Below are 12837 nucleotides of genomic sequence, written 5' to 3' on the forward strand. Positions count from 1 at the left end.
CAGGTGCCCAAAGGTCTTCCTGTCAGCCATCGCACTCGCAGCGCTCGTCATTTACTGGCTATGAGTCCTGACCCTAGATCGATTGCGGCCTTGCGCAAGGGATCCTCGGCCGTGGGGTTGGATGCCTTTGCAAGGGCGGCACTTGGCAGCTGTTGCGACAACGGGGGTAATACTGGATCTGACATTCTGGCCTCAGAGCGAAAGAAGTTTCGAATTGCATCGATTTTTCAGAGACTGCGACAGAACCGGTTAAAATTGCCGTAACCGCTTTGCTGTAGACCGGGGGCATCGAGATAGAACGTCTGGAAGCCCATGCACAGCACATCACTTATAGGCCAAGCCCTTGGCGGAGCCACCGGGACCAAGGCCTCAACAGCCTCTGATACATCGCAGGATAGATCCAAGGTCATCGCCGCGAAGTCTTCAAAAGAGCGCCCATTTGCCGACTATGTAGAAGGCGCTTCCAGCAAGGCTGAAACCGTTTCCGCCCCGACCCAGGACAAGCTGGCACAGGAAAAACCGGAAAGCGGGGCGGTAAAGCAGGTGGCTGCGGACACACCGGCCTCCGACGGGGAAGTCGTTGCGGGACAGAATCAGGCAGCGCCTGAGGAAACGCAGATTGCCCAAGCCGGTGATGCGGAGCTGACCGAAGCTGAAATCGCTGAGGCAGAATTTTCTGGGGCCGATGGCTTGGCAGCGGATGCGCCGTTGCGGAGCTCACGGACAAGCGGCGAGTCGAGCGGGACCACGCAGTCCGCGGCTCAGCCGATCCAGGACACACCATCATCCAAGCTTGCGTCCAAAGAAGGCGCCTTGCCCACGGGCAAAGAGCTGCCTTCTGACGCGGGCACATCCCAGTCGTCTGATACTGAGGCCGATGCATCTATGCGCGAGCGGCAGGCACAACCGGGTGCTGCTGCTGGAAAGGAAACCCTGGCGAGCCAGGCCCCGGAGCGAATCGGCGCAGGTGACAAGACGGTTGCGCAGTCCGAAGCATCGGTTGACCGCAAGGCAGAGATGCCCGCATCAGCGCAGACCGGACAAAGCCGACCGGACGGGCAGACTGCACGCACGGCAACAGAGACAACTGCACGCTCGGCACCAGAGGCAACTGCACGCACGGCAACAGAAGCAACAGCACGCTCGGGATCGGAAGGGGCTGCACGCGCGGCCGCGCCGCAGAGCGAGGCGCAGGTAAAGGCGCAGGCAGCATCCAATGCCGGACAGGTCAAGCCAGGCCAGGGCGCGGCGACGGCCGAAGCGGCGGTGACGGCGGAGGCCGAATCGCTGCGAGCGGCGGGTGAAAAGCCATCCGACGCGCGGGCAACCGCTGCACCGTCCACCGCGGCGAACACGACCCAATCCGCGTCGCAGTCTGTGTTCCAGATGCAGGTGCAAAATGCCGAAACCGGAGAGGCCCGCAAATCGCGCTACCGCATCCGGGACGGCGCTGCACAGCCTGTCGCGGAGGTAAAAAACGCAACGCCAGCAAAAACGGCCACATTCTCGGCGGCGCCCACAATTGGCGCGGCCATTTCCCTCAGCCAGCCCGTGCAGTCTGTGACGGCCAAGTTTTCGCAGAACCCGTCTCTGATCGCTGATTCGGTTGCCGGTCAGGCCAGCCTGACGGCGGATCTTCCCGGTTTGCCGCAGCTTCTGACCGAAGCTGTGTTCCAACCGGGTGCCACCCATCGAGTCGAGATGCCGCGCATGATCGCCACCCAGCTGGCCGAGGCCTTTGCAGCCAAGGGTGAGCGCAACATGGATGTCTCGCTGAACCCCGAAGAACTGGGGCGCGTGAAGATGCGTGTTTCGACCAGTGACACCGGCATCGTGATGACCATCCAGACGGAACGCCCCGAAACCGGTGACTTGATGCGGCGCCATATCAACGAACTGGCCGAGGAATTCCGCCGCATGGGGTTCCAGGACATCTCGTTTGAATTCAGCAGCGGTGAGTCCTTCGGTGGACAGGCAGAGCAAGGCCTGGGGGGTGACGGCGGCGGCACGCTTGGCGGGACCGCAGAGATGGCAGCGAGCGAGGTCGCAGCCGATTCAGAAAAGCAAAATCTCCAGCTGGGCTCCTCCGGCATGGACATGAGGGTATAGACGATGACTGATGCTGTAAGCGCGGCAACAACCGCAACGACGACGACTCAGACCAGCAGCGCTCAATCTCAGCGCGCAACCGGGCTGACCTCTGATTTCGAGACCTTCCTGAAGATGCTGACCGCCCAGGCGCGGTATCAGGATCCGCTGGAACCGCTCGATTCGACCGAATACGCATCGCAGCTGGCGCAGTTCTCGATGGTGGAACAGCAGGTGCAGGGCAATGAGACCCTGGTGGCCATGCAGAATCAGCTGGGCCTGTCCAATATGGCGGCGATGTCCGGCTGGGTCGGCATGGAAGCGCGGGTATCGGCGCCTGGCTATTTCAACGGCACGTCGCCTGTTGTGGTCTCTCCGAATCCCGCCGCCAGTGCCGATGCGGTCACGATGATCGTTCGCGACGCCGACGGTGCCGAGGTCAACCGGATTGCACTGCCCGTCGCGGCCGAACCCTATTCCTGGGATGGCACCGATGCGGATGGCAATACGGTGGAGGAAGGCAGCTACACGTTCACCATCGAAAGCCGCCGCGGCGACGATGTGCTGCTGTCGGATCTGGCCGAGGTCTATACCGAGGTGAAGGAAACCCAGATGCTGGGCAACGATGTGGTCTTGATTACCGAGGGCGGCTCGGCAATCTTGGCCTCCTCTGTGACAGGCCTGCGCAACCGCGCCACGGACGCATAATCCACCCCTGACCGGGTCCGCTATTTCGGTTGCGCGCTGTCGTTCTGACGGCCCGCATTCGTGGGCGCTTGCCAATGGGAGCGGACCCTGCCAGCCCTGTCATGTGACTTCAACGCCCGGTTCCTGGCGCATCTGAATGGCCTGGGGCTGGATGCGCGCGCACCTCGGATCCTGACCGGGGGGCGGTCGAACCATGTCTGGCGCATGGGGTCCCTGGTGGTGAAACTCTACCTCCAGGATGGGAACAACCCGCTGTTTGCCAATGATCCTGAGTGTGAGATGGCTGTGCTGCGGACCCTGGACCACACCGGGATGGTGCCGCACCTGGTGCGTGCGGGCTGTTTCGAAGGGCATCACTGGCTGGCCTATTCCCATCTCGAAGGCGGTCCCTGGCAAGATGGCACCGCAGCCGTGGCCCGTCTCCTGGGGCGTTTGCATGCCCAGCCTGTATTGGCGGGCCTGCCCGAGGGCGCCAATGGCAGCGCGATGCTGGGGACGCAGGCCGAAGACATTTTGGCGCGCTGCCAGGCGGGGGCGGATCTGCGCCCGCTGCGCCCGGTCGGAGATGTGCCGCCGACACCAGACAAGAGTCTCATTCACGGCGATCCCGTGCCGGGGAATTTGGTGGCCCATCGGGGTCGGTTGACCCTGATCGACTGGCAATGCCCCAAGATGGGCGATCCGGCCGAGGATCTGGCGCTGTTCCTGTCCCCGGCCATGCAGGTCCTTTATCGCGGTGCACCGCTCAGCCGGGACGAGGCAGAGAGCTTCCTTGCAGCCTATCCAAACCGCCCTGTGGTGGCGCGGGTGCAGGCGCTTCTGCCCTGGTTTCATTGGCGCATGGCCGCCTATTGCCTATGGCAGGCAGAGCAGGGCGGATTTCAGGACCGGGAGGCGATGCGGCTGGAATTGGCCGCGCTTCAGTCCATCAGCCCCAGTATGGCATAGGCGGGCAGCATCAAGGCCCGCCGCGCGCGGCCCAGGGGAAACTTGCCCATGCTCTGCATCACCGGCGAATAGGGCAGCGCGGGCTGCTGTCCCTGCACCAGATCCGACAACAGCCGCCCGGCGTAGCTGCCCATCGCAACCCCGTTGCCGTGATAGCATAGACCGGCAAACAGGCCCGGGGCACCGGGAACCGGCCCCACAAAGGGCACCAGATTGCGCGCCATCGACACCATCCCGGACCAGACATGGGTGCCTTCCACATCGCGCCATGCGGGGAAGAGATCCTCGAAGTGTTTGCGCAAGGCCTGCCGGATCCCGGCCTCGGCACGGGGCGAGGCAAAGAGACCGCCGCGCATGCCGAACAGGAAACGCCGATCCGGCATCAGGCGGAAGTAGTGCAGCAGGTTGCGGGTGTCATAGGCCATCTGATCGCTGAACCAGCCCTGCGTCTGCAGCTCTGCATCGCTCAGCGGGCGGGTCACCATGACGGTGGATTGCGCCGGGATGTAGCGTCCCGACAGCCAATCGGGCAGCCCGTCCCAGGAATAGCCATTGGTGGCAATGATCACCTGTTTCGCCTGCAGGCTGCCCTGCGGGGTGGTCAGGACATGGCCATTCGGAGCCGAAGTCAGGTTGGTCACGGGGCTTTTTTGATACAGCGTTGCGCCCGCCCGTTGCGCGGCATCCGAAATGCCGAACAGGTATTTGCGCGGGTTGAGGCCAAATCCGGCAGGCGTGGTCAGCGCTCCAAAAAACTGCCCGTTCAGCCCGTGTTCGGCAAGCTCCGGCTGTTCCAGAAGCTGCACCGCGCCGCCATGGGCTGCGATCAACTCCGCTTCACGGCGCAAGGCCGTCATGGCGCGCGGGCTATGCGCCATCCGGGTTTCGCCCTTGGAGTGGGTGTCTGCGTCGATCCCGTGCCGGTCCAGGAGGCCCCGCACCAGATCGATGGCAGCCATTTCTCCAGCGGCATAGATTCGGGTGGCCTCTTCGCCGTATTTGCGCTGCATGGCGGCGCCGGACAGTTTCGCTCCGCCCAGGCAGCAAAAGCCGCCATTGCGCCCGGAGGCACCCCAGCCGGGGGTCTCGGCCTCCAGCAGGGCGACCTTCACCCCGGCCTCTGCCAGGTGCAGGGTGGCGGACATGCCGGTGAAGCCACCGCCGATGATCGCCACATCCGCACTGATCTCCCCGCTCAGCTGCGGCCAGTCGGGGGCCGCGATGGTCTCATCCCACCAGCAGCCGTTTCGCGGCTCTGGCCCGTAGGCGTAGTCCGAGAAGATCCGCCGCATCAGGTGCGGGCCGCTTCTTGTTCGTCCCGTTTCTGGCGTACCATCTGGTGCTTGGTCACCAGCGACGTGGTGATGACACCCACCGTGACGATGGCGATCATGATGGTCGAGAGCGCGTTGATCTCGGGGGAGACACCAAGGCGCACCGCCGAGAAGATCTTGATCGGCAGGGTGGTGGCCGCAGGCCCCGAGGTGAAGGAGGCGATGACCAGATCGTCCAGCGACAGGGTAAAGGCCAGAAGCCAGCCGGAAATCACCGCAGGGGCGATGATCGGCAGGGTCACAAGGCGGAACGCCTCTGCCGGGGAACAGCCGAGATCCAGCGCGGCCTCTTCCAGTGACCGGTCAAAGGTCACCAGCCGCGAGGAGACCACCACTGAGACATAGCACATGGAAAAGGTGGTATGGGCCAGCACGATGGTCAGCACGCCGCGATCAAGGCCGATCCCGATGAACAACAAGAGCAGTGACAGGCCGGTGATCACTTCGGGCATCACCAGCGGCGCGTAGATCATGCCGGAAAACAGGGTACGGCCAAAGAACCGCCCGCCGCGCACCATGACATAGGCCGCCATGGTGCCCAGGACCGTCGCGATGGTCGAGGAGAAGACCGCGACCTTGATGGTGACCCAGGCGGCATTGAGGAAGGCCTCGTTCTGCATCAGCTCGCCGTACCATTTGGTCGAGAAGCCTGCCCAGACGGTGACCAGCTTGCTTTCGTTGAAGCTGAAGATCACCAGGATCACCATGGGGATATAGAGAAAGGCAAAGCCCAAGCTCAGCGAGACGGTGTTGAACCAGCTCATGCGATTCATTGCTCGGCCTCCTGTTGCTTCTGCTGGTTGCGCTGGAACAGCACGATGGGCACGATCAACAGCAAGAGCAGCACCACCGCCACCGCCGAGGCAACGGGCCAGTCGCGGTTGGAGAAGAACTCTTCCCACAGGACCTTGCCGATCATCAGCGTGTCGGAACCGCCCAACAGCGACGGGATCACGAATTCACCCAAGGTTGGAATGAAGACCAGGAAACAACCGGCGACGATGCCGGATTTGGACAGGGGAACGGTCACCAGCCAGAAGGCGGAGAGGCGCGAACAGCCCAGATCCTCGGCCGCCTCGATCAGGGAATCGTCCATCCGCTCAAGCGCGGCGTAGATCGGCAGGATCATGAAAGGCAGGTAGGTATAGACGACGCCGATATAGACGGCGGTGTTGGTGTTGAGGATCGTCAGCGGCTCGTTGATGACACCCAGCCACAGCAGGGCCTGGTTCAGGAAACCCTCGTTCGACAGGATCCCCATCCAGGCGTAGACCCGGATCAGGAAGCTGGTCCAGAAGGGCAGGATCACCAGCATCATCAGCGTGGCGCGCCATTCCTCGGGGGCGCGCGCCATGCCATAGGCGATGGGATAGCCCGCCAGCAGCGTCAGCAGCGTCGAAAAGAAGGCGATCTGCAGCGAGCTGAGATAGGCCTTCCAGTACAGATCATCCTGGGTCAGCCAGACGAAGTTCTCGAAATCCAGCTCGGACAGGAAGGCCCAGAGGCCCGTGGCCCAGTCGAATTGCGGCATATAGGGCGGGCGTGCCAGCGCCACATCGGACAGCGAGATCTTCAGGACGATGGCAAAGGGCACCAGGAACAGCGCCAGCAGCCACAGGTAAGGGATGGAGATCAGGGCAAAACGGCGCATCAGTCAGCCAAGAGAACGCCTGCCGTGGCGGTCCAGGACAGCCAGACAGTGTCTTCCCAGGTAAAGGCCCGGCGCGAAATGCGGCGGGTATTGGCGGTCTGCGCCTTGATCACCACGCCCGAGGGCAGCTCCACGTGATAGGTGGAGATATTGCCGAGATAGGCGATATCCAGAACCTTGCCTTCGACCGCATTGTCGGCACCGTCGGGGCGTTCGGCAGAGATGGTGACCTTCTCGGGGCGGATCGCCAGATGCGCGGTCTGCCCGTCCGAAAATCCGGTGGCGGTCTTGACGGTCAGCGGCTCAGCGCCCTCGCGCCAGTGCAGCGCATAGGTCGCGTCACCGGTCGGTTTGACGGTGCCTTCGATCAGGTTCACATCGCCGATGAAGTCGGCCACATAGGTCGAATTTGGCGCCTCGTAGATGTCGGCAGGGGTTGCGACCTGGATGATCTTGCCGTTGTCCATCACGGCCACGCGGCTGGCGACGGTCATCGCCTCTTCCTGGTCGTGGGTCACGATCACGAAGGTGGTGCCGGTCTTCTCCTGGATGTCCATCAGTTCGAACTGGGTATCCTGGCGCAGCTTCTTGTCGAGCGCGCCAAGCGGTTCATCCAGCAGCAGAAGTTTCGGCGCCTTGGCAAGACTGCGGGCCAGTGCCACCCGCTGCCGCTGCCCGCCCGAGATCTGATGCGGCTTGCGCCGGGCGAATTTTTCCAGCCGGGTCAGGCGCAACATGTCGCTGACGCGGGTTTCGATCTCAGCCTTTGATTGACCCTCGCGCTTCAGGCCAAAGGCGATATTGTCCCAGATGCTGAGATGCGGAAACAGCGCATAGGATTGAAACATCATGTTCACGGCGCGCTTGTTCGGGGGCACCGGGGCGATGTCCTGGCCGGACAGGAAGATCTTGCCCTCCGTCGGGGTTTCAAACCCTGCCAGCATGCGCATCAGCGTGGTCTTGCCACAGCCCGAGGGCCCGAGCAGCGCAAAGAACTCCCGCTCGTATATGCCGATGGTCAGATCATCGATGGCAGTGAAGTCACCAAAGCGTTTGGTCACATTTTGGAATTCGATCAAGGGCTTGGCCTCGGGATCGTTCCAGGGTTCAAAAACGGGAAGTGTCAAGCCGGCCCCCCTGCGCGGTCAAGGTCCAAAGCGGCGCGGGCCACCTTGAATGTTTTGGAGCGTCGAATGGCAGGGCGCACGGGGCGCCCTGCCGGATCAGGTTTTCGGGATCAGGTGCCCGATTTGATCTTGGTCCACAGACGGGTCACGACACGCTGGACCTTGGGGTCATAGGGCGTGGTGGTGAACAGGTTGGCAAGGGTTGCCTCATCCGGGTAGATCGCCGGATCGCCGATCACGTCCTCGACCAGGAACTCCTGGCTCGCCTTGTTGCCGTTGGCGTAATAGACGTAGTTCGACGCATCCGCCATGTTCTGCGGATCCATGATGAAGTTCAGGAATACATGGGCCGCGTCCGGGTTCGGCGCATCGACCGGGATGGCCATCTGGTCAAACCACATCTGGGCGCCTTCGACCGGTGCGTTATAGGCGACTTCGACGCCGTTGTCGGCCTCGGCCGCACGGTCACGCGCCTGCAGGACATCGCCGGACCAACCCACGGCGACGCAGATGTCCCCATTGGCCAGCGCGTTGATGTATTCCGAGGAATGGAACTTCTGGATGTAGGGACGCACGGCGGCAAAGACGCCTTCGGCCTTGGCGATCACGTCCGGGTCATGGCTGTTGGGATCTTCGCCGATGTATTTCAGCGCGGCGGGGATCATCTCTGCCGGTGCATCCAGGAAATGCACGCCACATGCGGCCAGCTTTTCCATGTTGGCGGGGTTGAAGACCAGATCAAGCGAGTTGATCGGGGCATCCTCGCCCAGCAGTTCCTTCACCTTGCCGACATTTGCGCCGATACCGGTGGTGCCCCACATATAGTTGATGGAATAGGCGTTGTCCGGGTCGTATTGCTCGGTGCGGGCCTCGACCACGTCCCACATGTTCTTGTGGTTGGGCAGCTTGGCCATGTCCAGTTTCTGGAAGGCGCCTGCCGCGATCTGCCGCTGCAGGAAGGTGCCGGTCGGGACCACCACGTCATAGCCCGAACCGCCGGCCAGCATCTTGGTCTCCAGCAGTTCGTTGCTGTCGAAGACATCGTAGACCAGCTTGATACCGGTTTCGGTCTCGAACTTTTCCAGAAGCGCTTCGTCGATATAGTCGGACCAGTTGTAAACGCGCACCTCTTCCGCGACGGCGGCGGCGCTGCTGAGGGCAACGACGGCGGTCAGTGTCATCGTCTTGAGTGTCATGAGTGTCTCCCTGTGCCTGCCGGTTTCAGTGCCCGGCTGGAATGGATTTGATCAAGTTTTGCCTCTTTGGGCAATACCGTTTATGTTTTCACCGGGGCGAGTTTGGTGCAAGCTGCCCAAAAATTGGGAGGTATTCGAGCGGTGACAGGGACCAGTTCTTTGGCAAAAACGACAGAGGAAGGCACGGCAAAACGGCCCGCCCATGAGGCCGTGTATCAACAGTTGCGGGCGCAGATCCTGTTTGGCGAACTGGCGCCGGGGCAGGCGGTGACCATCCAGGGGCTGACCGCGTCTTTGGGAGCAGGCATGACGCCGGTGCGCGAAGCGATCCGCAGGCTGATCTCCGACGGGGCGCTGGTGTTTCAGGGAAATCGGCGCGTTTCGGTTCCGCTGCTCAGCTCCGGCGATGTGGACGAGCTTCTTTTTGCAAGAAAAACAATTGAGTGTGAGCTTTCAAGGCTGGCAACCCTGAATGTTTCAGAGGCCGATATCGCCGCCCTTGAACAGATAGACAGCGATCTGGACCGGGCGATTTCAACCGGAGATGTGCCGGGGTATCTGGCCCAGAACTACAGCTTTCACACGACGCTATACAACCATGCAGCGGCACCGATCCTGACCGATCTTGCCGACCGCTTGTGGCTGCGCTTCGGGCCGTCCCTGCGGGTGGTCTGCGGGCGCTTTGGAACCCAGAGCTTTCCGGACCGTCACAAGGACATCCTTGAGGCCTTGCGTCGCAGGGATCCGGAAATGGCCGCCCTGGCAATGGAGCGGGACGTTCGTCAGGGCATGGAACAGGTCAGCATGGGGTTGGACGAGGGTTACTGATTCGATTGACTCTGTGAAATTTGATCATATTCTGGGGGCAATCTCTATGTTTCGGAGCGACTCCCATGAATGCGATCACCAACCATATGCCGACGGCCGAATTGCAGGCGCTGGATGCGGCACATCACATGCACCCGTTTACCGCCAATGGGGAATTGGCTCAGAAAGGCGCGCGTATCATCACCCGCGCCAATGGCGTCACCCTGACCGATAGCGAGGGCAACCAGATCCTCGATGCCATGGCGGGCCTGTGGTGCGTCAACATCGGCTATGGCCGGGATGAGCTGGCCGATGTGGCCGCCCGCCAGATGCGCGAGCTGCCCTATTACAACACCTTCTTCCAGACCACCCATGTGCCGGCCATCGCGCTGGCCAACAAGATTGCCGAACTGGCGCCGGGCGATCTGAACCACGTGTTCTTTGCCGGCTCCGGCTCGGAGGCGAATGACACCAACATTCGCATGGTGCGCCACTACTGGGCGCTGAAGGGCAAGCCGACCAAGTCGATCATCATCAGCCGCAAGAATGCCTATCACGGCTCGTCCGTGGGCAGTGGCAGCCTTGGCGGCATGAGCGCCATGCATGAACAGGGCGGCCTGCCGATCCCGGACATTCACCACATCAACCAGCCGCATTGGTGGGCCGAGGGCGGTGATATGTCCCCCGAAGACTTCGGTCTGCAGCGCGCGCAGGAGTTGGAGCAGGCGATCCTGGAGCTGGGCGAAGACCGCGTTGCGGCCTTCATCGCCGAGCCGGTACAGGGTGCGGGCGGTGTCATCGTGCCTCCGGCCACCTATTGGCCCGAGATCCAGCGCATCTGCGACAAGTACGAGATCCTGCTGATCGCGGACGAGGTGATCTGCGGCTTTGGTCGGACCGGCAATTGGTTCGGCAGCCAGACCATGGGCATCCGCCCCGATATCATGACCATCGCCAAGGGGCTCAGCTCCGGTTATGCGCCGATCGGCGGTTCCATCGTGTCGGATGAGGTTGCCGCTGTGATCGCGGGGGACGAGTTCAACCACGGCTATACCTATTCGGGGCATCCCGTGTCCTCGGCCGTTGCGCTGGAGAACCTGCGCATCCTGGAGGAGGAAAACATCGTCGGTCACGTGCAGGATGTGGCCGCGCCCTACCTCAAGGAAAAGTGGGAAGCGCTGACCGATCACCCGCTGGTGGGCGAGGCCAAGATCGTCGGCATGATGGGGTCTATCGCCTTGACGCCGAACAAGGAGGCCCGCGCCGCCTTTGCCGCCCCTGCGGGCACCGTGGGCTATATCTGCCGCGAGCGCTGCTTTGCCAACAATCTGGTCATGCGCCATGTGGGCGATCGGATGATCATCTCGCCGCCGCTGGTGATCAAGCCGGAAGAGATCGACACGCTGATTGAACGGGCGCGCCTGTCGCTGGACGAATGCTATGCGGCATTGAAAGAGCAGGATTTGCTGCACAGCGCCTAACAGGAGGCCCGACTCGGGCACCTGACTCGGGGTCGGCCCCGAGACTCAAATCTGCCTTAAAAACAGGCCCGGTGCCGCGATGGCGGCACCGGAATACTCTTCGTTCTGCGGTCCGTTTTTGACCAGACAGTTATGTCCAGTGGATTCTTCTGTGCTGCTATCGAAAAAGCGTCGCAAATTCTCCTCCAGATGTCGCAAATGGTTCGATCCCTCTGAGGCCCGCGCCTAAGCTGGTCGCAAGCGCCGATTGACGATCCGGTTGCATCCCGCGGGGTGGGTATGCTTACATCGGTGCAACAAGTGCAGACAAACTGCCGACTTAACACGGGGAGCCTGTTTTGGCTGATGCGTCAAACAGTGATGCGTTCGTTGAATTCGAACGTGTCCAGAAGAGTTATGATGGCGAAACGCTCGTCGTCAAAGATCTGAACCTGGTCATGCCCAAAGGTGAGTTTCTGACAATGCTGGGGCCGTCCGGTTCCGGCAAGACAACCTGCCTGATGATGCTGGCCGGATTTGAGACCGCCACCCACGGCGACATTCGCCTGGGCGGGGTGTCGATCAACAACATTCCTCCGCATAAGCGTGGCATCGGCATGGTGTTCCAGAACTATGCCCTGTTCCCGCATATGACCATTGCCGAGAACCTCAGCTTTCCGCTGGAGGTGCGCAAGATGGGCAAGTCTGAGCGCGAACAGAAGGTCATGCGCGCGCTGGACATGGTGGAAATGGGCGCCTTTGGCGGCCGCCGTCCGTCGCAATTGTCGGGCGGTCAGCAGCAACGGGTCGCGCTGGCCCGGGCATTGGTGTTCGAACCCGAGCTGGTTCTGATGGACGAACCGCTGGGCGCGCTGGACAAGCAGCTCCGCGAAAAGATGCAGTTCGAGATCACCGACCTGGCCCACCGCCTGGGCATCACCGTGGTCTATGTGACCCACGACCAGACCGAGGCGCTGACCATGTCGGATCGTGTCGCGGTCTTCGATGATGGCCGTATCCAGCAGCTGGCGCCGCCGGATCAGCTTTATGAAGAGCCGGAAAACAGCTTCGTGGCGCAGTTCATCGGGGAGAACAACACCCTGGAAGGTACCGTGAAGGAAATCACCAACGGCCAGGCCGTGGTGCAGCTGGATGATGGAGAGCTGATCGACTGTAAACCGGTCAATGTCTCGCAGCCGGGTGAACGCACCCGCGTGTCCATCCGTCCCGAGCGCGTCGAATACAACAAGGAGCGGCTTCAGGAAGGGGCGCATACGCTGAAAGCAGAGGTGCTGGAGTTCATCTACATGGGTGACATCTTCCGCACTCGCCTCCGCGTGGCCGGCAATGATGAGTTCATCATCAAGACCCGGAATGCACCGGACCAGACCCGCCTGAAGCCCGGCCAGCAGATCGAAATCGGCTGGCTGCCCGAAGATTGCCGCGCGCTGGACGCCTGAGGCCCGCGCGCAGCTGGATAACCCTCGGCGGCGAAGTGACCGGGGGATGACTTTAGTT

General features: G+C 61.9%; 11 protein-coding genes. 6 read left to right on the forward strand and 5 right to left on the reverse strand.

Annotated elements, in window-relative coordinates:
* Positions 1 to 312: 312 nt before the first annotated feature.
* From PXK07_RS15785 to PXK07_RS15795, 3 genes are read left to right on the forward strand one after another with little or no spacing between them, the layout of a single operon-like run.
* Entirely contained in the window at positions 313 to 2109 is a 1797-nt protein-coding gene (locus PXK07_RS15785) for a flagellar hook-length control protein FliK (RefSeq protein WP_274849324.1), read from the forward strand.
* 3 nt (positions 2110 to 2112) lie between these two features.
* On the forward strand, positions 2113 to 2796 hold the full coding sequence (locus PXK07_RS15790) for a flagellar hook capping FlgD N-terminal domain-containing protein (RefSeq protein ID WP_274849325.1): 684 nt from the start codon (positions 2113 to 2115) through the stop codon (positions 2794 to 2796).
* Between the two features lie 60 nt (positions 2797 to 2856).
* Positions 2857 to 3744, forward strand: a complete 888-nt coding sequence (locus PXK07_RS15795; protein WP_274849327.1) for an aminoglycoside phosphotransferase family protein — start codon at positions 2857 to 2859, stop codon at positions 3742 to 3744.
* On the opposite strand, the gene PXK07_RS15800 is transcribed toward PXK07_RS15795, so the two are convergent.
* The 5 genes from PXK07_RS15800 to PXK07_RS15820 all read right to left on the reverse strand — a co-directional run bounded on the left by PXK07_RS15800 (position 3717) and on the right by PXK07_RS15820 (position 9052).
* The gene (locus PXK07_RS15800) at positions 3717 to 5036 is read right to left on the reverse strand and encodes an NAD(P)/FAD-dependent oxidoreductase (protein ID WP_274849328.1); all 1320 of its coding nucleotides are present in this window, start codon (positions 5034 to 5036) and stop codon (positions 3717 to 3719) included. The two genes, PXK07_RS15795 and PXK07_RS15800, sit on opposite strands and share 28 nt — an antisense overlap.
* Positions 5036 to 5851, reverse strand: a complete 816-nt coding sequence (locus tag PXK07_RS15805) for an ABC transporter permease (protein ID WP_274849329.1) — start codon at positions 5849 to 5851, stop codon at positions 5036 to 5038. The genes PXK07_RS15800 and PXK07_RS15805 overlap by 1 nt, the downstream gene beginning before the upstream one ends.
* A complete protein-coding gene (locus PXK07_RS15810) occupies positions 5848 to 6729 on the reverse strand; it encodes an ABC transporter permease subunit (protein ID WP_274849331.1) in 882 nt (293 codons plus the stop codon). The genes PXK07_RS15805 and PXK07_RS15810 overlap by 4 nt, the downstream gene beginning before the upstream one ends.
* On the reverse strand, positions 6729 to 7856 hold the full coding sequence (locus tag PXK07_RS15815; RefSeq protein ID WP_274849332.1) for an ABC transporter ATP-binding protein: 1128 nt from the start codon (positions 7854 to 7856) through the stop codon (positions 6729 to 6731). The genes PXK07_RS15810 and PXK07_RS15815 overlap by 1 nt, the downstream gene beginning before the upstream one ends.
* A gap of 110 nt (positions 7857 to 7966) precedes the next feature.
* Positions 7967 to 9052 (reverse strand): polyamine ABC transporter substrate-binding protein, encoded by a 1086-nt coding sequence (locus PXK07_RS15820; protein WP_274849333.1) that lies wholly within the window; start codon positions 9050 to 9052, stop codon positions 7967 to 7969.
* A gap of 159 nt (positions 9053 to 9211) precedes the next feature.
* Here PXK07_RS15820 and PXK07_RS15825 point away from each other — a divergent pair, with 159 nt between their 5' ends.
* The 3 genes from PXK07_RS15825 to PXK07_RS15835 all read left to right on the forward strand — a co-directional run bounded on the left by PXK07_RS15825 (position 9212) and on the right by PXK07_RS15835 (position 12779).
* Positions 9212 to 9880: a GntR family transcriptional regulator gene (locus PXK07_RS15825; protein WP_274849334.1), complete on the forward strand. Its 669-nt coding sequence runs from the start codon at positions 9212 to 9214 to the stop codon at positions 9878 to 9880.
* A 65-nt stretch (positions 9881 to 9945) separates the two neighbouring features.
* Positions 9946 to 11340: an aspartate aminotransferase family protein gene (locus PXK07_RS15830; protein ID WP_274849336.1), complete on the forward strand. Its 1395-nt coding sequence runs from the start codon at positions 9946 to 9948 to the stop codon at positions 11338 to 11340.
* Positions 11341 to 11678: 338 nt separating this feature from the next.
* Positions 11679 to 12779, forward strand: a complete 1101-nt coding sequence (locus tag PXK07_RS15835; protein WP_274849337.1) for an ABC transporter ATP-binding protein — start codon at positions 11679 to 11681, stop codon at positions 12777 to 12779.
* The last annotated feature ends 58 nt before the right edge of the window (positions 12780 to 12837 follow it).

Origin of the sequence: Phaeobacter sp. QD34_24 (genome assembly GCF_028890115.1) — a bacterium.
In the GTDB taxonomy this organism is placed as follows: Bacteria; Pseudomonadota; Alphaproteobacteria; order Rhodobacterales; family Rhodobacteraceae; genus Phycobacter.

What these genes read in the sequence shown, in the direction of transcription:
- PXK07_RS15805 (WP_274849329.1), bottom strand. Translation starts at nt 5,851, where the DNA reads ATGAATCGCATGAGCTGGTTCAACACCGTCTCGCTGAGCTTGGGCTTT.
- PXK07_RS15800 (WP_274849328.1), bottom strand. Translation starts at nt 5,036, where the DNA reads ATGCGGCGGATCTTCTCGGACTACGCCTACGGGCCAGAGCCGCGAAAC.
- PXK07_RS15785 (WP_274849324.1), top strand. Translation starts at nt 313, where the DNA reads ATGCACAGCACATCACTTATAGGCCAAGCCCTTGGCGGAGCCACCGGG.
- PXK07_RS15790 (WP_274849325.1), top strand. Translation starts at nt 2,113, where the DNA reads ATGACTGATGCTGTAAGCGCGGCAACAACCGCAACGACGACGACTCAG.
- PXK07_RS15810 (WP_274849331.1), bottom strand. Translation starts at nt 6,729, where the DNA reads ATGCGCCGTTTTGCCCTGATCTCCATCCCTTACCTGTGGCTGCTGGCG.
- PXK07_RS15820 (WP_274849333.1), bottom strand. Translation starts at nt 9,052, where the DNA reads ATGACACTCAAGACGATGACACTGACCGCCGTCGTTGCCCTCAGCAGC.
- PXK07_RS15830 (WP_274849336.1), top strand. Translation starts at nt 9,946, where the DNA reads ATGAATGCGATCACCAACCATATGCCGACGGCCGAATTGCAGGCGCTG.